Below are 25,333 nucleotides of genomic sequence, written 5' to 3'. Positions count from 1 at the left end.
GGATAATTCGATCCGGTCCAGCATGGCTGGCGTATCAATGAAGTCCAGATCCCGGGCGGCCACAACACATGCCAGATAAGCCAATATTGGTTGGCGACGTACGATGGGCAATGATTTCTTTTGGTATGTACTGCACGTTATCAGGCGGCAGCCAAGAATCCGCTTCGGTGGCATATTTTTCATAAAAGGCCCAGATTTGTGAGGCTAATTCTGTTAGGTCAGCCTTCGCATCATGGAGCCATGTCTTATTCTCTGTCGTTTGTGGCTGATTTAAAGACTGGATGACAGGCCGTGCAAGAAGCCAAATCAAAAGGACTGTTCCACCGAATATCCGTCCAACCACCCCGCCAGAAAGGAAAGCGAGTAAAGCAAACAGAAAGATAACGATATAACCAGATATTTCAAACAGGAAAACACGCTTCTTCGTGTCTTCTCGATCTGTCTTGGCTGCTGGGACCCACTCCAGTAAATTCTTCCCACTAATGAACAAACGGTAGAGTGTGCGCAAAATAGCATCTAAAGAAAGCACCGCAGTAAACGGCAAAGTAATTAGTTGTACTGCACATTGGGAAAACGTAATCCAAATGGTCCTATTGAGCCTTCTTCCAAAAAGAGCTGACACGAACGCAACCAAAAATGGAAGAAATATGGTTCCAAAAACAATGGACACCCAAATCCAAGGCCTGCCAGGGAGCACGGAAAAACTAAGCAGTGCAGTGAGCAGGTAGATTGGAGCACGGAGACTCCGGCGCAAATTATCAACAATCTGCCAACGAGTGATGCCGCCTAAAGAAACGGGCCTTCTTTCCCCATGCCGATCTTTGCAGCTTTTGCCCACCCATCTGATGAGCTGCCAGTCCCCGCGAATCCATCTATGCACCCGACGCTCGTTAGCGTAAAAAGTACTTGGGTGCGACTCGACAATTTCGATATCAGAGGTTAAACCTGCCCGCAAAAATCCACCTTCGAGCAGATCATGACTTAGGACCGAATGCTCGGGAATTCGGTCAACCAGTGTTTTTCGAAATGCCTCCACGTCAAAGATTCCTTTGCCGACAAAGATGGCATGACCAAACAAGTCTTGATAAACATCAGATATCGCAAAAGAATATGGGTCAATCCCTGGGTCCCCGGACCATAAGGCGGCAAATCGCGAATTTTGGGTAGACTCAAAACTCACGCCAATACGGGGCTGCAACAACCCAAATCCTTCAACGACCCGTGTTCCTTCTTTATTTAACCTCGGACGGTTGTAAGGGTAGTGGATGGAACCTGCGAGCCGGCTAACTACACCGATTGGCAGAAGGGTATCAAAATCGGTTGTAAACACATACCGGATATGCTTCAAAATTTCTGTTTGTCCATGGATGGTGGAGAAGCTGGTTTTGTCACTACCTGAAAGAAGCTCTACAAATTCAACTAACTTGCCGCGTTTCCGCTCCCAGCCCATATAGGTTTGATCAACTGGATTAAAAAGACGGGATCTATGAAATAGAAAAAACTTCTCAGTCCCGTATTTGTTGTTCAGCTCATCCAATCGTTTCAAGGCATGTGCGACTAATGCATCGTCCATTGTCGTGGTTTCGGAAGAAGCATCACAAAAATCTGCCAATATACCAAAATGTATGTTCGGCTGCCTGTTTCCCAAATAATGAATCAATAGGTTGTTCACTACATCGTCCACTTCTTCTAGACTTGACCAGATGACGGGGATGACCACCATCGTTTTTGCATCTTCCGGCAGCTCTTCCGAGAAATCATAACGGAGGATAGGAGCCGGGCGGCAGCATTTTCCTATTATTAGATGAATAATCGATATTGCCCAATCACTTACAGGCATAATCAGTGCGATGATGACTGCAAGCCAAGCCAGCGGTTGTGCTGCCAACCCTGCTAATACCCATTTCCCGGTGATGATCATCAACCCAGTAAATAAAAGGATGAAGCTCAGAAAATAGGCAGCCGACGGCTGTCTTCTTATTACGAGGTGTGGCAGCACCCGGGGCCTAGCTACCTTACAGAGCTCCTTGCGCAGGATGGAAATTCCTTTTGGATCTAGCAAATAGTAGGGTAGGCAGGCACCGCGCGGAGGGCTTTCGGCTTGATCCATTTCCTCTTCACAGGACGCTGTAAGGCGAAGGGCGGTTTGCGCAACTAGGGTTTCCGATACATTCAACTGAGCGGCCACTTTTACAACTCTTCCACGAAGGAAGTCACGGCTTTCAAGATCGAGCCGTCCGTAATCACTGTATGGATCCGAAAGAAGAATTTGTTCAAGATAAGATATTTTTGAAAAGGTTATCCGCCACGGCAGACGCTCGATAACGTGTAAACTTTGGACCAGGTTGCCGCAAGTCACTTGCAGCTCTGCCTGTAATTGATGTTCTAGCGATACCATTTGTTCGAGACCGGATTCGCTGGTTTCCACATAGCCTGCGATCCAATTGTGAACAATTTGGATATTAGGTTCCAATTCACTCAAATGCTGGACCAAGTGGACAATTTGAACTGGATCTAAGCTTCCTTTGCGAGTTTTCTCTTCCAATAAGGCTTTGATTCTGGAATCGTTCATATTTTTGGTGCCAATTTGTTCGATTAACGACATAATAGAATGGCAGGACTCGTGTCGTTTCCGTACCTCCTTCATCAATTCGGCTAACCGATGAATAATCATGACACGCATCGCACTCAGTAATGTCCAGCATTCCATATCCTTGAGAATCGAAACCTCCTGGAAGGACATCAGGTATCTTTCGAATGATACGACGTCGTAGCGGCCATCCACATGATTAAGATAGTCGTTACAAAGGGCGTAGATTCTCGGCATCCCATCAGACCGCAATTTGGGAAGCCTTTTTAACGTTGTGCGAGGCAATTCCTTAAAAACAACCTGCGCCTGTACTTCGATAAAATTGATGTGGTCAAGCAGCCAATCTTCAGCTGGCTGCTTACATTCCACTTTGTTATTTCGTAAATGTCTTGCAAAACTATGCAGACTTGACAAATCTGACCGAAAGGCATGCCAATATCTTTTTGCCACTTCGTTGCCATCCGTTATTTCGTGAATTAGGGCAAACTCATGTGCTTTGGTTGCCAGTTGTTCGTTGTTTAAAATTTCAAGCTCCCCCTTGCAAGATGTTTTAAGTGAAAATATTACCATTATCTACATTTTTATTCATAAAGATAAAACCAACCAAATAGGGATGCTCCCTATATAACTTGAAGTGCGTAATGATTCATTACTCCTTTTCCCGAGTGGAATCTTTAGGAAAACCAATGGTTAGTATTTACCATAGGAGTAAGCATTATTTAATAAAGTAAATATAGATTTTATATTTTCATATGCAGTATTTGAAGGGGAAAGAAACGTAGGTGTATGCTTATTGCCTTATCACTGTTTGTAAAAGAGGCGAACAGTGACAAAACTGTTCACCTCTGTGAATCTTTTAACAAAACTGCCGGTCAATTAGGTGAGAGGAACCGTACCATAAATAGAGGCAATAACTCTAGAAGGTGATTGCGCTGCCTGCTCAATGTAAATTCTTTCAGTCACAAATATAATAAGCTGGCAAAGACATCAATTGTTAGAAGATATCTTGCCAGCTTATCTTTTTGTCAGGAAGGCTAAATGTATTCTATATAATATATTTGATGATTACCAGCATTAATAGCAATGAGGAAGTCTAACATTTCCCTATAACAATCGTTTTAAGGAACTTCCTCCACGTAAATTTGCCATTGCCTTCACATAGGTATCCTGTGTGATATCCTCCGCTTCCTCGCGGTTTTGAACTTTAAAATATATGAATTTGTAGACCGACTCCCATGTTTCATCACATATTTCTTCTATGGATTTCGGTGCACCCATATTTTGTTTAGTCTCTTTCTCGTGCTTTGCACCTTCCTTCCCCGGCCGGTTGTTTTTTACAATAATAAAAACGTCTTAATGTGCCAGATTGTTGCAAGCAGGCATCCTATTTGTGAATTAATTTGTCCAATCTTCATGAAGTTTGTTATCTAGCAAGCAAGCGCGATTGTATTTAACTTCTTTTCTAAGTTGCACATATGCAAACTATTAATTAAGATTTATTATGGAAAAATAAAAGCATTAAGGTACAACTTTAATGACAATAAGGAGACTAAAAAGTTTGGATAGAAACAGATTTTCATTAATTGCACATCGCAACCACGCATTTAGTAATCCAATCAATGAATCAAAGATTATGAAAATGATACAAATGATTCCATTGAAGCCAAATGATAAGGTAATTGACATTGGTGCAGGAAAATGTGAGCTGCTAATACGCCTTGTGGAAAACTATAGGATATTAGGAACTGCCATTGAACTATATGACGGAGCTATTGATGAGGCGAAAAAAAAGGCTAAAGACAGAATCCATGATGGCAGCATTACATTTATTGCTGAAGATGCCAAGACAGCTTTAGAAAAAAATGAACAAGGGAAATATGATTTAGGAGTTTGTATTGGTTCAACTCATGCCTTAGGTGGATTGGAATCTGCATTACAATCCATGAAACGGATTGTAAACAAAAATGGTTATATTCTTATTGGGGAGGGGTACTGGAAAAAGTCCCCTAGTATCGAATATTTGCAGGCGCTTGGTGGAGCGGCAGAGTCCGATTTGGAAAGTCATGCCGGAAACATTAAAATGGCTGAGGAATTAGGTTTAGTTCCGCTTTGGTCCTATGTGGCGAACGAAGATGATTGGGATGAATATGAATGGATGTACTCCTCATCAATTGAAAATTATTGCCATGAAAATCCTGATGATCCTGATTGCCAGGCCATGCTCGAACGAATCAGGACTTGGAGGGGAACTTACTTGCAATGGGGAAGAGATACATTGGGATTTGGATTGTACTTATTTAGAAATTAGTCCTCCAAATTTCTAAATTGTATGACAAAACTTCCTATTATCCTAGTGGGGTGAGCCAAACCATAAATAAAGGAAAAAGTAGGAGATTCTCCTCAAATGTCTTCCTGCATGGCGTTGGCTTAGCTTTGTTCTAATATTCTCTAACGATCCATCAATTGGATTTATTAGTTCTGTAGGACCACAATGTCTTTAGGAACTAGTAATATTTCATTTATTGTTTTACCTAAGTAACCACCAGAACTTCTATCATAAAGAAAAACACATTGAATAGGAAGGATTCAGTGTGTTTTTCAGCAGATCTCATATGGAAATTTTTTTTACACAGGCTTAGCACCTATAAATTCATCAATAGTTTCAGGGGTATGTTTGCCTTCTTTTCCTTGGAAAAGGTCAATATTAACGGTCACATCCATGCATCCAAGATATTTTCCTTCTTTATCACGGACTGCCATGAATTTTTGATAAATTTGACCCGTTTCACCAGTGCGTTTTGGGAACCAAAATTCCCATTCGTCGCGCGTTCCTGAATGAAAGTCGTTCAGCAGTTTTTCAACGTGGTGAGCCACTTTTGGGTGAAGCTCAAGTACATGGCGGCCAATCGCTTCTTTACGGCGGCCATGCACGCGGTTAGGATTATTTGAATACCAGCGGAAAATATCGTTGGCATCGCAAAAACCCATTTCAAATGGTAAAAGGTTGATAATTGAATCCAAAGTGCTGGCTTTAATTGCACCAGTTTCAAAATTAATGACAGCTTCAGGACTAATTAATTCAGACAATTTTCCTTCAGACATTTAAAAACCTCCTATATTTAATCTTCGTTTATGGGAAGAATAAAATAGTATAAATATTGGTGAGAAAAAAATCAGCCGCTTCTGGATGATTATTATCTAACCTCACCTCATTAATAATGATATCATTATTAATGATAGCCAAATGTGATTTATCTCACAAAAGTTCGGTGAGCCGTATATAAATAGCGACAGTTTTTAATTAAGAGTAATCTAGCTTTGTTTTCCTTTTGAAGACAGAGCTTTTTTAATGTCCTTTTATTCTTCTTTGGTTTGATTTTACCCCATATACAATCCTGCGGATTTTTACAAAAATTAATTTTCCCAAGGCCATATGTAGTTCATATTCAGTTCATAGTGTTGATTTATAATCCATATGTAATCTGATGAATAAACAAATGAACGCTTTATTGTCGTACGTAGTTTTTTTATGAGGAGGAAAAACGACTATGAACATTCAACATACAAAGATAATCGCACCAAATAATAGTGATTGGGCTGTTGAAGCAAGCGGACTTGTCAAAACGTTTGGCGATAATCGGGCGGTAGACGGTGTAAATCTGAACGTGAAAGCCGGTACAATTTACGGTGTACTTGGCCCCAACGGAGCCGGAAAAACGACAACGATCAGAATGCTTGCTACATTATTACGCCCAGACGTTGGTACAGCACGTGTTTTCGGTTTCGACGTGGTGAAGGAGCCGCAGATAGTCCGTCAATTAATTGGGGTGACTGGTCAGTATGCTTCGGTCGATGAGTCACTTAGTGCTACGGAGAATCTGATTATTTTTTCACGACTCCTAGGCCTTGGGCGAACAGAGGCAAAGAATAAGGCGGCGGAACTGCTGGAGGAATTTGGATTAACAGAAGCTGCGAAGCGTCCATTGAAAAATTTCTCAGGTGGGATGCGCCGCCGGTTAGATTTGGCTGCTAGCCTTATTTCCCAGCCGCCGCTTATCTTCTTGGATGAACCTACCACCGGTCTCGACCCGCGAACCCGAAATCAAATGTGGGATACAATCCGACGCTTGGTAAAGTCCGGGTCAACAGTACTATTAACTACCCAGTACCTTCAAGAGGCAGATGAACTAGCCGACCGTATCGCGGTGATCGATCATGGCCGAGTGGTCGCAGAGGGGACATCCGATGAACTGAAAGAATCAGTTGGTACCTCATCATTACATTTGAGCATCAAACATCCACAAAACATGGGAGACGCCCGGAGGATCGTTGAACGAATCCTTCAGGTTCAGTCAGCTGTTTCAGCGGAAGGGGGGAAGATTTTAGCGCCGATGAAAGACCCCGATCGGGTAGCTGACCTCTTGATTGCTTTGAGAGAGACAGGAATCCAACTGACTGAGCTTAGTGTTCAGAAGCCGACTCTAGATGAGGTATTTCTAACGATTACCGGCCACGGTGTGAAGGATGACGTATCAACAGAATCCGATAAATTGGATCAGGGAGTGAATTTACGAGTATGAAAAATAATGCTATGATGCCAACTGCCAAAAGCCAGATACGGAATAAATCGAGTTTTAGCCAAGTGGTCCAAAACTCATTAACGATGGCCTATCGAGGGTTGCTAAAGATACGTCGAACACCGGAGCAATTGTTCGACGTCACGCTCCAGCCAATTATCTTTACATTGATGTTCACCTATATCTTTGGCGGGGCCATCGCTGGAAATGTGCAAAACTATTTGCCCATAATCATACCTGGCATCCTCGTTCAGACGGTTATTTCGACTTCGATCGTCACAGGAGTCCAGCTGCGGGAGGACATGGATAAGGGAGTATTCGACCGATTTAAGTCCCTGCCGATTGCACGGATTGCTCCCCTGGCAGGTGCGTTGCTCGCTGATACGATCCGTTATACTATTGCGACAGTGCTTACCTTTGCTATGGGGTATGTCATGGGATATCGGCCCGAAGGAGGTCTAGGTTATGTTTTCATTGCAGCGCTTCTGGTCATTGTGTGTTCCTGGTGTGTAAGCTGGATCTTTGCTTTCTTTGGTGTGATTGCACGTACAGCGTCAAGTGTACAGGGAATTTCAATGCTTGTGCTATTCCCGCTTACGTTTCTCTCTAATGCGTTTGTACCAGCCAATACCATGCCAAACTGGCTTCAATGGTTTGTGGAAATAAATCCCATTTCACATCTTGTCACGGCTGTCAGGGAACTGACCAACTCCGGAATCATGGGTTGGGACCTTACCATCTCTCTTATCGGCGCCGCTGTTATTGTCGTTATCTTCGCACCAATTACAGTACGTGCTTATATGAGGCGGACATAGTTATGAAAAGCTTTGAATGGTGTAAAATAAAGTGTAATGTTTATAGGAATCGCATGAAGAGTGGCGGTTCCCTTTATTCTTTTAAAAGGAATGAATACTATGGCAAAAGTGTTAATTGTAGATGATGATCCTCACATCCGGGAATTAATTCATGTCATTCTTTCGAAAGAAGGCGTATTGATTGTGGAAGCACAAGACGGGAAGGCTGCCCTATCGATACTTGAAAATCAAAAAATTGATTTAATTATTCTTGATATTATGATGCCGAATATGGACGGCTGGACATTTTGTCAGGAAGTCCGAACCTATTATTCTGATACACTTCCAATCTTAATGCTGACGGCTAAAGGGGAGACAGCTCAAAAAGTAAAAGGTTTTGATCTTGGAGCAGATGATTATATGGTTAAACCATTTGCAGCAGCGGAGCTTGCCGCGCGGGTTAAAGCATTGCTCAAACGATATCAAATATCTGTCTCTAATCGAATTGAAATCGGAAATGTGATGATTGATCGCGCTTCTTATAAAGTATTTGTCGGTGATCAGGACATTACCTTGCCGCTTAAAGAATTCGAACTGTTGTTTAAGCTTGCTACACATCAGCAAAAAACCTTTTCAAGAGAACAATTAATTGAAGATATTTGGGGATTTAATTATGAAGGTGATGAACGAACCGTTGATGTCCACATTAAACGGCTGCGGCAGCGATTCTCTCAGGCAGATTGTCCATTTGTCATTACCACAATCCGAGGACTTGGCTATCGTTTGGAGGTGCTAAATTGAACTTGCCTGAAATCATGAAACGCATTTTAGGTTTTACTGCTGTCATTATCTCACTTCTATTTTGCTGGTCAGGCGCCTATTGGGCCACAGCAAGGTTCTATGAGTCCATTCATTATTTCCCTCATGAATTTACCAGACAGTTAATCAACTCACTCCTTGGTTTTTTTCTTTTTGGTTGCTGCATGTTTTTTATTTCAAGAATTAAATGGGTAAAGTTAAAGCAAGATAAATTCTTGCACCCGATGCTTCACGCAATGAAGATGATGGCTGAAGGAAACTTTAATATAGATCTTTCTTATTACAAAAATCAATTTCGCGGTCAAAATGATCATCCATACCAGAGGCTAATTGAAAGCATTAGGCATATGGCCGATAAACTGGGGAAAATGGAGGAAATGCGGCAGGAATTCATCTCGAATGTCTCCCATGAAATCCAGTCTCCACTGACATCAATCGGCGGATTTGCGTATGCGTTGAAAAACGACGAGCTGAGTCCTGGGGAACGCAAACATTACCTGGAAATTATCGAAATGGAAAGTACCAGGCTATCAAAATTGAGTGAAAATCTATTAAAACTTACCTCACTAGAGTCTGATCATCATCCGTTTGAACTAAAAAACTATCGGCTGGATCATCAGCTGCGCCGAATCGTCCTCGCCTGTGAACCGCAGTGGGCAGAGAAACAAATAATCTTGGATATATCCCTCGAACAATTAACGATCATGGCTGATGAGGAATTGATGGATCAAGTATGGATAAATTTAATTCATAATAGTATTAAATTTACGCCAAAAGAAGGTACTATATCTATTGAGGCATATAAAACCACTGACAATCAATTGGTGGTAATAATAAAAGACACGGGAATAGGGATAAACAAGGATGTGCAGATGCGTATCTTTGAGCGATTTTATAAAGCGGACAAATCTAGAAATCGTAAATATGGAGGCAATGGGCTTGGTTTATCCATTGTAAAAAAAATCATTGATTTGCATAAAGGGGAGATTTATGTCCAAAGTGAACCGGGAAAAGGAACGGAAATAATGGTGAGGCTTTCGGTAATGAACAAAAAATAATTATTCCAGGATGGAGTGATAACTTGAAAGCAAAAGCTAAATATCAAACTTGGATTCGAATTTACAAACTGCTTACTTTTATAGTTATTTCACTCGTTCTTCTTTTTATAACATTATTACCTGTTAATTTATATCTGAAAGTTCTATCAGGAACTTTGGCGTTGCCTTTTATTTATATTGCATTTATTCTTTGTTATTCTGTTTATCAATTTGCAGCAACTGGCGGGAATTATCAATCAAAAATACATGATTTAATCGTTGCCATGGTGAATTGGGATGGTAAAGGGAGAATATTGGATATAGGGACTGGCTGTGGTTCGCTGATTATTAAATTGGCAAAGACTTTTCCTGAGGCTTTTTTAACTGGAATTGATTATTGGGGCGGTAATTGGGAATATTCAAAAGCGCAATGCCAGCAGAACGCAGAAATCGAAGGAGTTTCTGATAGGATTGATTTTCTGAAAGCAAGTGCTGCCGAACTCCCTTTTAATGATGGCGAGTTCGAAATCATCGTAAGTTGTCTAACATTTCATGAAGTGAAGGATAGCAAAGATAAAACGGAAGTGATGAAAGAGGCATTAAGAGTGTTAAAACCTGGTGGTGTATTTGTCTTTTTAGATTTGTTTAAGGATGAAAAAATATTTGGGGATGAAAAAGAGCTCTTAATAGCCTTAAAGAAGCATGGTGTATCAGAATTGACTAGCTGTAAACTTGCTGATGTAATCAAGCTGCCAAAGTTTTTATTGAACAAAAAAATATTAGGAAATGCAATCATCTTGAGCGGAAGAATATAACCGAATACTGGTTTGCCTGTAAACAATGTAAAAAATAGAACAAAATAAATTTATGAAACGTATATTATTAATGCACTCAAATTAAAATACAACGAAGACAATGTCTTTTTTTTTATTAACAGTTAGCATTTAGGCAACCATTATAGGTAACAATCACCATGTTGCAGACAACTTTCATAGGAGGTGAGGTAGTATGAATAACGATATGGTGCTGAGACAAGTGGAAGTGGTTCGAGCCATTACTCTCCAAAAGTTGGAATCTATTACAGAAGATGTGGCTGATATTATGCCTAAGGGGTTTAACAATACGATTCGTTGGAACGTTGGTCATATTTTAATTGTTCAGGATCAGCTTGCTTCGAATTTTGCGGGATTACCGTCACAGCTATCTCCAGAATTTATCACCTTATTTGGCAATCGGACGAGACCAAGTGAATGGCAAGTGGAACCTCCAACATTGCAAGTCTTATCACATGAATTAAAAAGGCAAACTGCTTACATCAGGGAATCCCTAGGCAGCCGCCTGCAGGAAAAGGCAATAAAGCCCTTTGTACGGCTTGGCTTTAAGATGGAAACAATTGGGGAAATCCTAACATTTAGTATACACCATGAAGGAATGCATACAGGAGTTATTTATGCGATTCAACGAGCAATTGAAGGTTCCAACAATTGAAGAAGCGGAGCTGGGGATGGCTTGTGTGTTTTAAGCTCTAGTACATAGAGAAAGTTATGAAATGTATATTATTAACGCGCTCAAATTGGAGTACAACGTAGACAAGGCTTTTTTTTGATTCATGGTAATATACCAGTTAGCATTTAGGCACCCTTTATGGGTGCCTATTCCTATTTCCTCGCTAATGCCCGCAGCTCACATCTTCTTAGGAACATAGTTGAAAATTTCTTTAGATTCAAAGCTGTCCAAGAGACGGTTCAACCAGTCATAGTATTCAAGGGCATGAGTTAGTTTTTCGATATCCATTTTCGCTTCTGCTTTTATCTCGTTATCCACTTCTGGATCAGTCAAGAGTATTTGTAACTCTTTGAGCGATTTCTCCATCGCGGAAACATTGATTGAGATTCCTGCCCGCCATTTAATCGAAAAAAAGTCGATGAAGGTTTGATACCAATCTGACTCGGCTTGGTATAAATCTTTCCTTACTCCTCGTTTCCACACTTTTTCTACCATTTTCAACTCTAACAAACTTCGAATCGATGTACTCATACTTGTCTTGCTCATTCCGAGTTCATCCTTCATTTCATCTAATGTCAATGGACCATCCTTAAAATACAAAGCCCCATATAATCTTCCTATAGATTCAGCAACACCGTATAAATTCATATTTTGGGAAATCGCCTCAATCACCCGTTCTCGTGCCCGGTCCAGCTTTTCTACGTCATTCATCTTGAATCACATCCATTTGTAACATGTATCTAATAAGATACCATGTTTATATTAAATGTAAAGAATTGGATAATAAAGGAATCGGGAGCGATTTTAAGCAATTTTGAGAATATTGTGCATTAAGTACGTACAGTTTTTTCTGTACGTAAATTATGACCAAATATAACCAACTACCAACTTTGAAAAAATATAAAGTTGTAACTATAATAGAAAAGTCTGGTACTTCGCACCAAAAAATGAGGTGAATACATGAATTCTAATTATAAAAAGATCAGCGTTCGGAATGCAACGAAGGTCTTTGGAAAATCCAAAAGAGCTCTTCAATTATTAAAGGATGGCGAATCGAAACAAAGTATTTTAAAGAAAACAGGGGCTGCAATTGGTGTAAATCAAGCTTCTTTTGATGTTGAAGCAGGTGAAATCTTTGTCATCATGGGCTTATCAGGAAGCGGAAAGTCTACTTTAGTCCGGATGCTTAACCGGCTGATTGAACCTACGGCTGGGGAAGTATTCATTGACGGCTTAGATATCGTAAAGATGAACCAAGAGCAGCTAAGAAAAGTCCGCCGCCAAAAAATTAGTATGGTATTCCAGAAATTTGCCCTTCTCCCCCATCGAAGTGTTCTCGAGAATACAGAGTATGGCCTGGAGGTCCAAGGAGTAACCAAGGAAATCCGAACAGAAAAGGCCATGGCTGCATTAAAGCTTGTAGGGCTGGAGGGATATGAAGAACAGTATCCTAAACAATTAAGCGGCGGGATGCAGCAAAGAGTCGGATTGGCGAGAGCATTAGCCAACGATTCGGATATTTTGCTTATGGATGAGGCCTTTAGTGCCCTAGATCCTCTTATTCGTAAAGACATGCAAGACGAGCTTTTAGAGCTTCAAGCAACAATGAAAAAAACAATTGTGTTTATTACCCATGATCTAGATGAAGCTCTCAGAATAGGTGATCGGATTGCTCTTATGAAAGATGGCTCAATCGTGCAAATCGGCACTCCGGAAGAAATCCTTATGAACCCATCAAACGAATATGTTGAGAGATTCGTAGAGGATGTGGATTTATCCAAAGTATTAACCGCAGGGCATGTCATGAAACGGGCAGAAGCGGTGTTTGTCGAAAAGGGTCCGCGGGTTGCCTTACAAATGATGAAGGATTTAGGGATTTCAAGTATCTATGTTGTTGATCGAAAGAAGCAATTACTTGGCGCTATAACAGCTTCAGATGCAAAAAAGGCGATTGACCAGAACGAAGGAATCCAGAGTATTTTACAGCCAAATGTTTCGGCTGTTTCACCGGATACATTGCTCACTGATTTATTCGAGTTAGTTTCCGCAGCAACAACCATTCCAGTAGCAGTTGTCGACCACAAGAGGCGGCTAAATGGCATTCTTGTACGAGGTGCAGTCATTGGTGCCCTTGCTGGCAATAATCTTTCAATTAACAATGTTGAACAGGCATTAGCTGAAACAGCAGCTTATCATGAAGACAGGGAGGTGAAAACTACATGGAACAATGGCTCCCAAAAGTCCCTATAGCGGATTGGATAGACACAATCGTTAACTGGCTGACGGATCATATGGCGGTGGCCTTCGAAGCTATAACCAATGTTCTCCAATCCATAGTGGATGGAATGGTAATCGGCTTTGGTTATATTCCTTCCTACATTTTTATGATTCTATTAACCATAATCGCCTGGAAAGTTTCAAATAAGGGAATGGCTCTCTTTACTTTTGTCGGTTTATTTTTAATCGCCAATCTTGGTTACTGGGAACCAATGCTTGAGACATTGGCACTGGTACTGACAGCTGTCATCATTTCAATTGTCATAGGAATACCAACTGGAATCTGGGCGTCGCAAAAGCAAACCGTTAAGCAAGTGGTGACACCAGTTCTCGACTTTATGCAAACCATGCCTGCATTCGTTTACCTTATTCCTGCAATTTTCTTTTTTAATATTGGAGTAGTCCCAGGTGTGGTTGCATCTGTAATTTTTGCGGTCCCGCCGACGATTCGACTGACGATTCTCGGTATTCAACAAGTGCCGGCCGATATTATTGAAGCCACAGAAGCCTTTGGGTCCACAACAAGTCAACGCTTGCTCAAAGTCCAGCTTCCGCTGGCGATGCCCACCATTATGGCCGGAATTAACCAAAGCATTATGCTTGCCCTTTCTATGGTGGTAATATCATCAATGGTTGGAGCTCCCGGACTTGGTGCCGATGTATATCGTGCTGTAACACAAATTCAAATTGGCAAAGGTTTTGAAGCAGGTCTATCCATCGTGGTCATTGCAATTATCCTAGACCGGGTGACCCAAAATATAGGAAAAAGAAAAAAACAAGGGGGAACAGCTTAATGTTTAAAAAACTAGTAGGAATTACATCAGCACTTGCCCTAACTATTGGTTTAACAGCCTGCGGAGGAGAGAAAACGGGAAGTTCCTCAGGTTCAATAGGTGAACAGGTTGATCACAAAATTATCGGAATTGATCCGGGTGCAGGAGAAATGAAATTAACAATTAATGACGTTTTACCGAAATACGGGCTAGATGACTGGGAGGTAGTAGAGGGTTCGGGTGCCGCCATGACAGCAGCTCTGAAAAAAGCATATGACAAAAAAGAGCCAATCATTGTAACAGGTTGGAGCCCACACTGGATGTTTTCAAAATTTGATTTAAAATACTTAAAAGATCCAAAAGGTATCTATGGTGGAGCTGAAGATGTTAACACGATTGTTCGCCTTGGATTAAAAGAAGAGCAGCCTGATGCTTATAAGCTTCTCAATCAATTTAACTGGGAGCCAAAAGATTTGGAAGCGGTTATGAATGTAATTGAAGATGGAAAGGATCCGGCTGATGCAGCAGCAGATTGGGTAAAGGAAAATAAACAGTTAGTTAGTAAATGGACGGAAGGGGTCAACAAGGCTAACGGTGAAAAGCTTAAGATTCTTTATGTAGCATGGGATGATGTAATTGCCAGTTCAAATGTTGTAGCAAATGTACTTGAGAGTATGGGATATGAGGTAGATTTAGTTCAAGTTGATGCAGGTCCAATGTGGGCAGGTATAGCAAAGGGAAGCGGTGACGCGATGGTAGGTGCGTGGCTGCCAACTACTCACGCTAGCTATTACGAAGAATATAAAGGAAAGTTTGAAGACCTTGGTCCGAACCTTACCGGAACTAAGCTGGGTTTAGTTGTACCAGCATACATGGATATTGACTCAATTGAAGATCTAAAAGAATAAAAATTTAACTACCGAAAAGATAGCTATAACCATAACAGCTATCTTTTCTTCTAAGTTTTTAACCTCAGGTTATTGTTCTTCTTTAGTACAATCTTTAATCAGAGAACTTAAAGAATCATCGGTATATCTCCTCTATTTTTCTAATCACTAAAATTGTAATTATCTTTATGAATACTTCACTTATTTTTTACTATAATTTTTATCCCTCAAGTCAGGAGTTGTTTTTACTTTACATTGATTTTCTTTTTGCGTATTGGGAGGGAGTCAACGAAGTGAACTTTTTAAATACTTTACTAAAGTAATTTAAATCATTAAATCCAACCATAAAGGCAATATCAGTAATGGAACTAATGCCCCGTTGTAAATATAACTTGGCTTCATCAACACGTTTACGATTAATAAATTCGGTCATGTTCATTCCAGTCTCACTTTTAAATTTCCGTGACAAGTGGGAAGGATTGACATGGAGTTGGTCCGCAATATGTTGAAGGGTCAACGGACTGCCTAGATTCAGCAAAATATAATCCACTGCGTTTTTCACCATCGGGCTGTAATGGCCGGTAGCAAACGCGGAGACAAGCTCGCAATATTCATTCGGCATTGCCGCAAATAACTTTGTCAACTGGGAAAGCGTCGTCGTCCTTTCAATCAAAAGGGCAAATCGTTCTGAAATGTTATCCAGATATACGGGATGGACGCCGCTTCTTTCAGCTGCCACTCTACACAGTGTATTGAAAACAAATCCGATATTTTTGGAGGACCGAATCGGACTTCCGGGTACTCTGTTAGAAAACGCCACTAAATCTGTCATCGGATTGATTAAGTGGGTAACTTCGTCTTTATTTCCTTTTGCAATGGCATTCATCAGCTTATTCTGATGCTGATATCTATGTTCGATTATTTGCCTGCTTTCCTCGATGTTTGTTTTTTGGATATCTGGTTTCAGGGCAGGCATAAGTGTATCTGAAGGAATCTGCTGCGAATGGGTAAAGTCAAGGACATTAAGATGAACCAACAGTTCCCCGACATCTTTATATTCTGTATCATTTAAAATCGGCAAGGATTGATGGAATTGTTCCAATTGCCTGCGTTCGCTAATCGGGAGATTGTTTTTTGAAATAATATCTTTGATCAGATCGATAACCGTTATGCTCGAAATAAACGGACCGATTAGAATACTCCCATAAAAAGCTTGGTTTCTCCATATTCCGGCAGCAATATACTCAAGACCAAACGGGCTAATATAGTGATAGTAGCGATTGGATTCGTTCCTATGCAGGGTATCATGGATATGATCAATCTCATGGTCTGGATGAACCAAAACGGATGGAATAGAATGGTTGATTAGCTGGAAAATTGACTTTTCATCTGGGTCATATAAACGGAGATCTATTTTGGTAATCGAATGAAGTATGTGGCTAATTTTTATGAAATTTTGATAGTTCATAGTTCCCACAAAAAATCCCCTCCAAATTTAATGTACATTGAAATATGAAAAATAGCAAAATAATTACTAATCTAGTAAAAATATTACGGTTTTTAATTGAAATGATTTATTATAATCAAATTAAAGCCCTTACACATAGGGGTTTATATAAAGTGAATTTTTAAATTTATATAAGTAAATAATTTGGTTTGAGAAAAGTTTTCTGTACATGAATGGAGGAGAACGAATATGTTATATCCAATTTCAACGGATAGCCGTGTGGTCATGGATTTAAGTGGTGTTTGGAAGTTTATGATTGATGATGAAGTAAAAGAAGTAGATGTAAACCAGCCGCTCCCAACAGGTGAGTCCATGGCAGTTCCGGCTTCTTTTAACGATCAAGCAGTATCGCCTGAAATTCGCCAGCATAGCGGGTTTGTTTGGTATGAAAGAGAATTTACCGTTGCCAAAGCATTGCGTGATGAACGATTAGTATTGCGATTTGGCTCTGCTACCCATGAAGCATGGGTATATGTGAATGGCAAACTTGTTGCCCAGCATAAAGGCGGCTTTACTCCATTTGAGGCTGAGATTAATGAAGTCTTAGTTCCTGGGGCGAACCGATTAACTGTTCGTGTTAGCAATCTGTTGGATTATACGGCTTTGCCAGTAGGAAATTATAGTGAGAAGACAGATGAAAATGGAAGGCTTATCCGTAAAGTTGATGAAAATTTTGACTTCTTTAACTATGCAGGGCTGCATCGTCCTGTCAAAATTTATTCAACCCCGGTGAATTATATTGATGATATTGTGATTGTACCGAATGTGGATTTAGCTGCAAAGAATGCAGATATACAAATTTCAGTTAAAACTGGCGGAAATTTCGATGAAGTGCGGGTTACCATTCTTGATGAACAAGGCATTACTGTCGCCCAAGCTTCTGGAACTGATATAAATGCAGTAATTGAGAACGTTCATTTATGGCAGCCGCTCAATGCTTATCTTTATACAGCTAAAGTTGAAGGGCTAAACAATGGAGAAGTGGAAGATGTCTATGAAGAACAGTTTGGTGTCCGTAAGATAGAAGTAAAGAGCGGCAAGTTCTTAATCAACGGCGAACCATTCTACTTCAAAGGCTTTGGCAAGCATGAAGATACGCATGTTCGCGGCCGTGGACTTGATGAAGTCTATAATGTGCACGATATTAATTTGATGAAAGCCATGGGTGCAAACTCATTCCGGACATCGCATTATCCATATTCCGAAGAAATGATGCGTCTTTGCGACCGTGAAGGAATTGTCGTGATTGACGAAACACCGGCAGTTGGATTAATGTTATCATTCACTTTTGATGTATCGATTTTAGAAAAAGGCGAGTTTGAAGACGATACTTGGGAAAAGTTGAGGACTGCTGAGGCTCATCAACAAGTCATCCGCGAGCTTATCGACCGCGATAAAAATCATGCTTGTGTCGTCATGTGGTCGATTGCCAACGAGGCAGCCACTTATTCAAAAGGTTCTTTCGAGTATTTTGAACCGTTATTTAATCTGGCTCGTGAATTAGATCCACAAAAGCGTCCGTGTACGTATGTCGGCATCATGATGGCAACGCCAAAATCTGACAAATGTACAGACTTGGTTGATGTGATTGCCTTAAACCGCTACTATGGCTGGTATGTACAACATGGCGACTTGAAGACAGCTGAAGAAAAAACTCGTAAAGAGCTGCTGGAATGGCAAGAAAAATACCCAGATAAGCCAATTATGTACACCGAGTATGGTGCGGATACGGTAGCCGGGTTCCATAGCGCACTTGGCGAGCCATTTAGTGAGGAATACCAAGAAGATTATTACCGCATGAACAGCAAGGTATTTGATGAAATCCCTAACTTTGTCGGGGAACAATTATGGAACTTCGCGGATTTCCAAACAAAGTTTGGAATCATGCGTGTCCAAGGTAATAAAAAGGGTATCTTTACCCGTGCCAGAGAACCAAAAATGGTCGTACGCTATTTAAGCCAGCGTTGGAATGGCATCCCGAACCTAGGATACAAAAAATAGAGGTTAGATCTCTGTTTTATGAATAAAACCCTGTCCAAATATGATTTGGATAGGGTTTTTTATTTAATATCAGTAGTGTTGTGCGTTTCTTTTATTGCCTTTTTGAATTTCAGCTTCGTTTTTTAAGCCAGTCAGCAATGAGTAGCACATGGCGAGCATGATAATGGCAAATGGGAGTGCGGCTGCGATAGAAGCAGTTTGCAGAACCTCCAAACCGCCTGCGAGCAGCAGAACAGCAGCTAAAGCAGATTGGATGACGCCCCATGTCATTTTTATTTTGTTAGAAGGATTAAACGTGCCGCCTTCGCTTAGCATTCCCAATACAAAGGTCGCAGTATCAGCAACAGTAATATAATAAATAGCTACCACGGCGAAGCCTAAAATGCTTAATAGGGTGCTTAATGGAAGGTGGTCGAAGAATATAAATATAGACAAGTCTATATTTTCAGCGATATGTTTTGCCAAACCGTGATTTTGGGGATTTTGAACAAGGTCAAGCGCTGCTCCGCCAAACACGGACATCCAAAGACAGGTTCCAAGTGTTGGAAAAATTAATACCCCAACCACAAACTCCTTTATCGTCCTCCCTCTCGAAACCCGAGCAATGAACATGCCGACAAATGGCGCCCAGGCAATCCACCATGCCCAGTAAAATAAGGTCCATGAAGCAATCCATTTTTCCCCTTTGCCAAAGGGGCTTAACCGTAAACTCATATGGACAAAGTCACTTAAATAAAGTCCCATTGTGTTAAAAAACACTTTAATAACGGTCATGGCTGGACCTACAAGCATAATTAGTATAAGGATTGCCACTGAGAAGATGATGGCTGCGTTTGATAAATATTTGATTCCTCTTTCCAAGCCTGTATTAATGGAAATAATAAAAAGTACTGTTGCGACTACAATGACAACGAGCTGAATAAATAATGTATTAGGAATGCCAAATATGTCATGCATACCCGCAGTAACCTGCATCGCACCAAGCCCCAAAGAGGTTGCAATCCCAAAAACTGTTGCAAAGATGGACAGGATATCAATCGTTTTGCCAATCGGACCGTAAATCCTGTCGCCCAAAATGGGATGGAACGCTGAACTGATCGCCGCGGGAAGCCTTTTATTATATTGAAAAAAGGCAAGGGCTAACCCAATAACGGTGTAAATTGCCCATGGGTGCAGGCCCCAATGGAAAAATGTATATTTCATTGCGGTGTTGGCTGCGTCAATCGTATAACCTTTCCCGTACGGAGGAGCTGTGTAGTGGGTTACTGGTTCAGCAACGCTCCAGTACACAATCCCGACACCCATACCTGCACCGAACAGCATTGCCAGCCAGGAAGCGGTAGAGAAATCAGGCTTATCCGTTCTCCTTCCGAGTTTGATATTTCCATACTTTGAGAGCAACAAGTAGATAGAAAAAAAGACAAAGAATAGAGTGGCGCCGAGATAAACCCATCCAAGGTAATCAATGGAGCCATTATAAACAGAGTTGGTGACTTTGGTAAGATTATCTGTAAAAAAAACTCCCCAAATAATAAAAATGATGGTCAGCAATAGAGAGATAATAAATACACTATTTTCTTTAATCTTTTCCATGAAATCCTCCTGGCATTTGATGAATGCTTATATATATATAGATTTAGCTCTGTCAATTATTAAAAGGATTGTATTGAAACTCCCACATATCCTTATTCATCAACTCTTCATGCGGCACCTCTAACCCGCCGCCAAGATAAATGGTTTGCCCTTTAATCGCAACCACCATCGCTTCAATTAACACATCACGGTCCTTCTTTTTATACACGTCTCCCAACTGTATTGATAGGTCGCCGTATGGATGAACAATTTGCGGGCTAGCATCATCAAGGTTATCCTCCACATTTATCATGTCTTTATAATCGATAGGATGACTGTCAGGAGCACGTCCAGGTACCATCAATAAATATTCGGTATGCTTGATACCATCCAAATCGCTAGTAATGACCCCTTTGTTATCAACAGTTTCGACCACTTCAAATTCATTTAAAGAATAATGATCCAGGGTATCGGGATCTGGATTGTTAATTAAAATATAATCTCCAGCTTGAGGCCTTTGATTTTTCCGAAGTGTGTATACTTTATGGTCAAAAATAAAACTGTCATTTTCTTTTGGTATATATCTCTCCACACTCACTGCATTGGTTATATGCTGTGATAAATCTCTTAGCTTTATAAGATGAACGGAGAATTTATACATTGGTTTAACACCATATACCTTGTGTAACTCATTGTTATAGTATACAAATTGCCCTTTTCTTACTTGATACAGTTTCACTCCTAAATCTCCTTTCAATCATAGGTAGAATAGAATTCATAAAACATGGAGTTTGGATTCATGGAATTCTTCTTTAGGATGGCTTTTTTTAGAAAAAACTATTATCTATGTAAAATAGAAAAGGCTGAAATATACAGATATAAAATGTATATTTCAGCCTTTACTCGAATTTTTATTTAATATGTTCTTTGGAAGTGAACGTGGTGCTCAGCTTTCAGATCTGTTCAACATTTTGACGATCTGTTTGTTTATTTGGCGGGGAAAAAGTATTCTATTATCAAATGGTTAATGATGGAGAGTACGAAGAAATTGGTGCTGTTTAGCAAAATAAAAAGAGGTTGAAACCAAAACATTTCAACCTCTTTTTCATTATTTATTATTCAGCATCCATAAATGGATAAGCAACCTCTGCAGTTGGTGCGAAGTTTTCTTTGATGACACGTGGACTTGTCCAGCGAATCATGTTAAATATAGATCCTGCTTTATCGTTTGTACCAGAACCACGTGAACCGCCAAATGGCTGCTGATTAATCATCGCGCCGGTTGGTTTATCATTGATATAGAAGTTTCCAGCTGCGCCGGATAAGCGATTTTCTAAGTGAAGAATGGCCCCGCGATCTTGTGCAAAGATCGAACCTGTTAATGCATACATAGAAGCAGTATCTACTGCATGCAATGTTTCTTCTAATTTATCATTTTCGTATACATAGATTGTTAAAACTGGTCCAAAAATTTCCTCTACCATTGTCTTAAAGTTTGGATTGGTAGTCACAATAATGGTCGGTTGAACGAAATATCCAACGGAATCATCATACGTACCGCCAGCAATTATTTCTGCTTCTTCAGAAGCTGCAGCATAGTCGATATAGCTAGTAATCGAATCAAAAGCCGCTTTATCAATAACGGCACCCATGAAGTTTCTAAAGTCACGGACATCCCCAACTTTAAGCTTTGCTGTTTTTTCCACTAAACCAGCTTTTACTTCTTCCCACATGCTAGCAGGAATATAAGCACGAGAAGCTGCGGAACATTTTTGACCTTGGTATTCAAATGCACCACGAACAAGGTTCGCTACTACTTTATCTGCTTGAGCCGTTTCGTGAGCAAATACGAAGTCTTTACCGCCTGTTTCCCCAATTAATCGAGGATATGATTTATAGTTTGCAATGTTTTCTCCTACTGTTTTCCAAATGGTCTGGAACGTACTTGTTGATCCAGTAAAATGGAATCCAGACATCCGAGGGTCTGTTAATACTACTTCTGATACTTGTGAACCACGAGAAGGTACGAAGTTGATGACGCCTTTTGGTAATCCTGCTTCTTCTAAAATTCGCATAAAGTAGTAGTTTGCCAGAATAGAAGTTGTGGCTGGTTTCCACACGACGACGTTCCCCATCATGGCAGGAGCTGCTGGCAAGTTTCCGCCAATAGCTGTGAAGTTAAATGGAGAGATCGCCAATACAAAACCATCTAGTGGGCGGTAATCTGTGCGATTCCAAACATTTTTCATACTACTTGGTTGAATTTGATAGACTTGATTCGCATAATCAACGCCAAAACGTAAGAAGTCTACTAATTCTTGTGCAGAATCAATTTCAGCTTGAATGACTGTCTTGGACTGACCTAACATCGTCGCAGCATTCATTACGTCACGGTATGGGCCAGAGATTAAATCAGCAGCTTTTAAGAAAATAGCAGCGCGGTGTTCCCAAGCCATATTTGCCCATGCTTCTTTGGCAGCCATCGCTGCTTCAACCGCATCACGCAGCTCCTTTTCCCCGGCTTGCGAATAGTTCGCTAACACATGTTGATGATCATGGGGCATAACCACTTGCTTCACTGTATCTGTCTTTATATTTTCGCCATTAATAATCACAGGAATATCGATTACGATACTGGATTGGCGTTGTAATTCAGCTTTTAATGTTTCCCGCTCTTTTGTACCAGGAGCATAAGTATTGCCAGGTTCATTTGCAGGTGTTGGGATTTTGAAAATTCCGTTACTCATTCTCTCACGTTCCTTCCCGTTTATATATTCTGTTTCATGTATAGACAAATCTACGTAATTCGACAATTATTATAACATACTTTTTCTATTCTTGGGCTCTTCGAGTCATTTATTGTTGACAAAGTAACTATGGACTACTAAAATTTAAAATTATTCGACAATATTTATAAAACTTAATAATTAGCAGGCTATGATTGCTATGGATCAAACTATAGCAGGAGCAGCTTCTGGAGAGACCGCGAGGATTTCGCGGCGCCGAAGGGTTCACAATCTCAGGCAAAAGGACAGAAGAGTACTAAATATTTATTTGTCATGCAGGTTGTTAGCGTAACAAGTTATATTTGCTATTCTTATGACCTAAGAGATTGGAGGACATCCAATCTCTTTTTTTATTGGGTTTTAATAATTTTTAGGGGGAGTCAAGGTTGGCACAGCAAGAATTAAAGCGGAATTTAGCAAATCGGCACGTTCAACTAATTGCAATTGGCGGTACCATTGGTACAGGATTATTCCTAGGATCGGGTAAAGCGATCCAATTGGCAGGCCCATCTATCATTCTAGCTTATTTGGCCGTAGGAATTGCCTGTTTCTTTGTGATGAGGGCACTCGGAGAACTCCTGCTGTCTAAAGCAGGTTATCAATCTTTTACTGACATTGCCGAGGATTATCTTGGACCACGGGTTGCGTTTGTTACGGGATGGACCTATTGGTTTTGCTGGATAATGACTGCAATGGCTGACGTGATTGCCGTTGGTGTATATGTACGATATTGGTTCGATATCCCGCAGTGGATACCTGCAATTGTCTGTTTGGTCATCTTATTGGGTCTTAATCTGCTAACGGTAAAGCTTTTTGGAGAATTGGAGTTCTGGTTTGCTTTAATAAAGGTAATTACCATTCTCGCCTTAATCGGCATTGGGGTTATTTTGCTAGTGATGGGATTCAAGACGGATGCAGGGACGGTCTCTATTAAAAATCTTTGGGAACATGGCGGCTTTTTTCCAAATGGAGTCACAGGCTTCTTGCTTTCATTCCAAATGGTCGTTTTTGCATTCGTTGGTGTGGAATTAGTGGGTGTATCGGCAGCAGAAACAGCCAATCCGGAAAAAAGCATTCCATCGGCCATTAATAAAATTCCTTTACGGATTTTATTTTTCTACGTGGGCGCATTGATCGTCCTTCTATGTATTAACCCATGGACGGATTTGAATGCCGCTGAAAGTCCGTTTGTCAAAACGTTTAGCTTAGTCGGGATCCCGATTGCCGCGGGAATTATTAATTTTGTTGTCTTAACTTCAGCCGCTTCTGCTTGTAACAGTGGGATGTTTTCAACAAGCAGGATTTTATTTAATTTAAGCAATAATAGCCAGGGACCAGCCAATTTTGCAAGACTGAATAAAAATCATGTGCCAAGTAACGCTTTATTGGTTTCGGGTCTTATTCTGACAGGGGGAGCGCTCCTTAGCAAACTTATTCCGGAGCAGGCTTTCGGAATCGTAACCACGATAAGTGCCATTTGTTTTATTTGGGTATGGGGCGTCATTCTGATTTGTCATGTAAGGTATAAGACAACTCGTCCGGATTTACAGGCAAAATCAAAATTTAAAGCGCCTTTTACACCATTTGTTAATTACGCGGTCCTAACCATGTTTGCGGCGATTCTCATCATCATGCTGTTCGCCGATGCTACCCGTCCGGCCCTATTGTTGACACCACTATGGTTTATTCTATTATTTGCTCTGTATTTCTATATAGGGAACAAAGAGAAAAAATGATAATGATCAGCATAGATTCAAATTGAGTAAAAGAAATGAGGCTGACTCAAAAGGTCGTTGAATGACGACCCTTTTGAGTCAGTTTTTTATTTATTTTTGGTCAGTGTTGCGGAATTTTTGTGTTCGAAACGAGGGTAACCCCCTGGATGAAAGGAGCTAAGGATAGTTGGATTCATCTTTTCAACAGCCAAATCTACAATTGGCCATAGATGATGTTCGGGGATTCGGACCTCAATATCCATTGGTAGAACCAATTGGCCTGTCGTGGTATAATTTATGTACATAAGAAAGTCATTCCTTTCCGGTATTGTGTTTGTGTGGTAACTTCATTATACCAAATGGAATGATTTTCTTATTTTTTCACACTGTTGATTGGAGCGGAAGGCGGCGAAGACTCCTGCGGGAGTAGTGGGACAGGTGAGACCCCGCAGGCGTTTACGCCGAGGAGGCTCACCGCCCACCCCGCGGAAA

Annotated in this window: 20 protein-coding genes and 1 riboswitch; of the genes, 12 read left to right on the top strand and 8 right to left on the bottom strand. The window is 40.6% G+C overall.

The window, feature by feature from the left end:
• Positions 1-34 precede the first annotated feature (34 nt).
• Together ACZ5AE_RS28415 and ACZ5AE_RS28410 are read right to left on the bottom strand one after the other, a co-directional pair.
• Positions 35-3,160: a hypothetical protein gene (locus tag ACZ5AE_RS28415; RefSeq protein ID WP_464568313.1), complete on the bottom strand. Its 3,126-nt coding sequence runs from the start codon at positions 3,158-3,160 to the stop codon at positions 35-37.
• A gap of 534 nt (positions 3,161-3,694) precedes the next feature.
• On the bottom strand, positions 3,695-3,868 hold the full coding sequence (locus ACZ5AE_RS28410; protein ID WP_464568311.1) for an RNA polymerase sigma factor: 174 nt from the start codon (positions 3,866-3,868) through the stop codon (positions 3,695-3,697).
• Positions 3,869-4,148: 280 nt separating this feature from the next.
• Here ACZ5AE_RS28410 and ACZ5AE_RS28405 point away from each other — a divergent pair, with 280 nt between their 5' ends.
• Positions 4,149-4,898: a class I SAM-dependent methyltransferase gene (locus ACZ5AE_RS28405; RefSeq protein ID WP_464568309.1), complete on the top strand. Its 750-nt coding sequence runs from the start codon at positions 4,149-4,151 to the stop codon at positions 4,896-4,898.
• Positions 4,899-5,215: 317 nt separating this feature from the next.
• Here the strand turns inward: ACZ5AE_RS28405 and ACZ5AE_RS28400 are convergent, their stop codons facing one another.
• Positions 5,216-5,692: a PAS domain-containing protein gene (locus tag ACZ5AE_RS28400; protein ID WP_464568307.1), complete on the bottom strand. Its 477-nt coding sequence runs from the start codon at positions 5,690-5,692 to the stop codon at positions 5,216-5,218.
• A 446-nt stretch (positions 5,693-6,138) separates the two neighbouring features.
• On the opposite strand from ACZ5AE_RS28400, the gene ACZ5AE_RS28395 reads away from it, so the two are divergent.
• From ACZ5AE_RS28395 to ACZ5AE_RS28370, 6 genes are all read left to right on the top strand, one after another.
• Complete coding sequence (locus ACZ5AE_RS28395) at positions 6,139-7,170, top strand: ATP-binding cassette domain-containing protein (RefSeq protein WP_464568305.1); 1,032 nt, start codon at positions 6,139-6,141, stop codon at positions 7,168-7,170.
• On the top strand, positions 7,167-7,982 hold the full coding sequence (locus tag ACZ5AE_RS28390; protein ID WP_464568303.1) for an ABC transporter permease: 816 nt from the start codon (positions 7,167-7,169) through the stop codon (positions 7,980-7,982). Before ACZ5AE_RS28395 ends, ACZ5AE_RS28390 begins: the two co-directional genes overlap by 4 nt.
• 99 nt (positions 7,983-8,081) lie before the next feature.
• Positions 8,082-8,762 (top strand): response regulator transcription factor, encoded by a 681-nt coding sequence (locus ACZ5AE_RS28385; protein WP_464568301.1) that lies wholly within the window; start codon positions 8,082-8,084, stop codon positions 8,760-8,762.
• The gene (locus ACZ5AE_RS28380; protein WP_464568299.1) at positions 8,759-9,838 is read left to right on the top strand and encodes a sensor histidine kinase; all 1,080 of its coding nucleotides are present in this window, start codon (positions 8,759-8,761) and stop codon (positions 9,836-9,838) included. The genes ACZ5AE_RS28385 and ACZ5AE_RS28380 overlap by 4 nt, the downstream gene beginning before the upstream one ends.
• Positions 9,839-9,861: 23 nt before the next feature.
• The gene (locus ACZ5AE_RS28375) at positions 9,862-10,632 is read left to right on the top strand and encodes a class I SAM-dependent methyltransferase (protein WP_464568297.1); all 771 of its coding nucleotides are present in this window, start codon (positions 9,862-9,864) and stop codon (positions 10,630-10,632) included.
• Positions 10,633-10,825: 193 nt separating this feature from the next.
• Complete coding sequence (locus tag ACZ5AE_RS28370) at positions 10,826-11,305, top strand: DinB family protein (RefSeq protein WP_464568295.1); 480 nt, start codon at positions 10,826-10,828, stop codon at positions 11,303-11,305.
• A gap of 195 nt (positions 11,306-11,500) precedes the next feature.
• Here the strand turns inward: ACZ5AE_RS28370 and ACZ5AE_RS28365 are convergent, their stop codons facing one another.
• Positions 11,501-12,034 carry a GbsR/MarR family transcriptional regulator gene (locus ACZ5AE_RS28365; protein WP_464568293.1) on the bottom strand — a complete coding sequence of 178 codons (534 nt, stop codon included), beginning with the start codon at positions 12,032-12,034 and terminating at the stop codon, positions 11,501-11,503.
• 249 nt (positions 12,035-12,283) lie between these two features.
• Here ACZ5AE_RS28365 and ACZ5AE_RS28360 point away from each other — a divergent pair, with 249 nt between their 5' ends.
• From ACZ5AE_RS28360 to ACZ5AE_RS28350, 3 genes are read left to right on the top strand one after another with little or no spacing between them, the layout of a single operon-like run.
• Positions 12,284-13,573, top strand: coding sequence for a quaternary amine ABC transporter ATP-binding protein (locus ACZ5AE_RS28360; RefSeq protein WP_464568291.1), 1,290 nt, complete (start codon positions 12,284-12,286; stop codon positions 13,571-13,573).
• Positions 13,543-14,394 (top strand): ABC transporter permease, encoded by an 852-nt coding sequence (locus ACZ5AE_RS28355; protein ID WP_464568289.1) that lies wholly within the window; start codon positions 13,543-13,545, stop codon positions 14,392-14,394. The genes ACZ5AE_RS28360 and ACZ5AE_RS28355 overlap by 31 nt, the downstream gene beginning before the upstream one ends.
• Positions 14,394-15,281 carry a glycine betaine ABC transporter substrate-binding protein gene (locus ACZ5AE_RS28350; RefSeq protein WP_464568287.1) on the top strand — a complete coding sequence of 296 codons (888 nt, stop codon included), beginning with the start codon at positions 14,394-14,396 and terminating at the stop codon, positions 15,279-15,281. Before ACZ5AE_RS28355 ends, ACZ5AE_RS28350 begins: the two co-directional genes overlap by 1 nt.
• A 229-nt stretch (positions 15,282-15,510) precedes the next feature.
• Here ACZ5AE_RS28350 and ACZ5AE_RS28345 read toward each other — a convergent pair whose 3' ends face one another.
• Complete coding sequence (locus ACZ5AE_RS28345) at positions 15,511-16,728, bottom strand: helix-turn-helix transcriptional regulator (protein ID WP_464568285.1); 1,218 nt, start codon at positions 16,726-16,728, stop codon at positions 15,511-15,513.
• A gap of 228 nt (positions 16,729-16,956) precedes the next feature.
• Between ACZ5AE_RS28345 and uidA the strand changes: the two genes are divergently transcribed.
• Positions 16,957-18,768 (top strand): beta-glucuronidase, encoded by a 1,812-nt coding sequence (uidA, locus tag ACZ5AE_RS28340; RefSeq protein WP_464568283.1) that lies wholly within the window; start codon positions 16,957-16,959, stop codon positions 18,766-18,768.
• Between the two features lie 69 nt (positions 18,769-18,837).
• On the opposite strand, the gene ACZ5AE_RS28335 is transcribed toward uidA, so the two are convergent.
• The 3 genes from ACZ5AE_RS28335 to pruA form a co-directional block, all read right to left on the bottom strand.
• Positions 18,838-20,361: a glycine betaine uptake BCCT transporter gene (locus ACZ5AE_RS28335; protein ID WP_464568281.1), complete on the bottom strand. Its 1,524-nt coding sequence runs from the start codon at positions 20,359-20,361 to the stop codon at positions 18,838-18,840.
• 52 nt (positions 20,362-20,413) lie between these two features.
• A complete protein-coding gene (locus ACZ5AE_RS28330; RefSeq protein WP_464568279.1) occupies positions 20,414-21,079 on the bottom strand; it encodes a hypothetical protein in 666 nt (221 codons plus the stop codon).
• Between the two features lie 376 nt (positions 21,080-21,455).
• Positions 21,456-23,087 carry an L-glutamate gamma-semialdehyde dehydrogenase gene (pruA, locus tag ACZ5AE_RS28325; RefSeq protein WP_464568277.1) on the bottom strand — a complete coding sequence of 544 codons (1,632 nt, stop codon included), beginning with the start codon at positions 23,085-23,087 and terminating at the stop codon, positions 21,456-21,458.
• A 217-nt stretch (positions 23,088-23,304) separates the two neighbouring features.
• Positions 23,305-23,385: riboswitch (glycine riboswitch) on the top strand.
• 127 nt (positions 23,386-23,512) lie between these two features.
• On the opposite strand from pruA, the gene ACZ5AE_RS28320 reads away from it, so the two are divergent.
• The gene (locus ACZ5AE_RS28320; RefSeq protein ID WP_464568275.1) at positions 23,513-24,862 is read left to right on the top strand and encodes an amino acid permease; all 1,350 of its coding nucleotides are present in this window, start codon (positions 23,513-23,515) and stop codon (positions 24,860-24,862) included.
• Positions 24,863-25,333: the final 471 nt, after the last annotated feature.

This window comes from Neobacillus sp. S1227 (assembly GCF_055385255.1).
This window is presented reverse-complemented; position numbering and strand designations above follow the sequence as displayed.

Coding starts and splice junctions, on each gene's coding strand:
- uidA (WP_464568283.1), top strand. CDS start 16,957: ATGTTATATCCAATTTCAACGGATAGCCGTGTGGTCATGGATTTAAGT.
- ACZ5AE_RS28385 (WP_464568301.1), top strand. CDS start 8,082: ATGGCAAAAGTGTTAATTGTAGATGATGATCCTCACATCCGGGAATTA.
- ACZ5AE_RS28345 (WP_464568285.1), bottom strand. CDS start 16,728: ATGAACTATCAAAATTTCATAAAAATTAGCCACATACTTCATTCGATT.
- ACZ5AE_RS28365 (WP_464568293.1), bottom strand. CDS start 12,034: ATGAATGACGTAGAAAAGCTGGACCGGGCACGAGAACGGGTGATTGAG.
- ACZ5AE_RS28390 (WP_464568303.1), top strand. CDS start 7,167: ATGAAAAATAATGCTATGATGCCAACTGCCAAAAGCCAGATACGGAAT.
- ACZ5AE_RS28355 (WP_464568289.1), top strand. CDS start 13,543: ATGGAACAATGGCTCCCAAAAGTCCCTATAGCGGATTGGATAGACACA.
- ACZ5AE_RS28395 (WP_464568305.1), top strand. CDS start 6,139: ATGAACATTCAACATACAAAGATAATCGCACCAAATAATAGTGATTGG.
- ACZ5AE_RS28415 (WP_464568313.1), bottom strand. CDS start 3,160: ATGGTAATATTTTCACTTAAAACATCTTGCAAGGGGGAGCTTGAAATT.
- ACZ5AE_RS28350 (WP_464568287.1), top strand. CDS start 14,394: ATGTTTAAAAAACTAGTAGGAATTACATCAGCACTTGCCCTAACTATT.
- pruA (WP_464568277.1), bottom strand. CDS start 23,087: ATGAGTAACGGAATTTTCAAAATCCCAACACCTGCAAATGAACCTGGC.
- ACZ5AE_RS28370 (WP_464568295.1), top strand. CDS start 10,826: ATGAATAACGATATGGTGCTGAGACAAGTGGAAGTGGTTCGAGCCATT.
- ACZ5AE_RS28335 (WP_464568281.1), bottom strand. CDS start 20,361: ATGGAAAAGATTAAAGAAAATAGTGTATTTATTATCTCTCTATTGCTG.
- ACZ5AE_RS28410 (WP_464568311.1), bottom strand. CDS start 3,868: ATGGGTGCACCGAAATCCATAGAAGAAATATGTGATGAAACATGGGAG.
- ACZ5AE_RS28360 (WP_464568291.1), top strand. CDS start 12,284: ATGAATTCTAATTATAAAAAGATCAGCGTTCGGAATGCAACGAAGGTC.
- ACZ5AE_RS28400 (WP_464568307.1), bottom strand. CDS start 5,692: ATGTCTGAAGGAAAATTGTCTGAATTAATTAGTCCTGAAGCTGTCATT.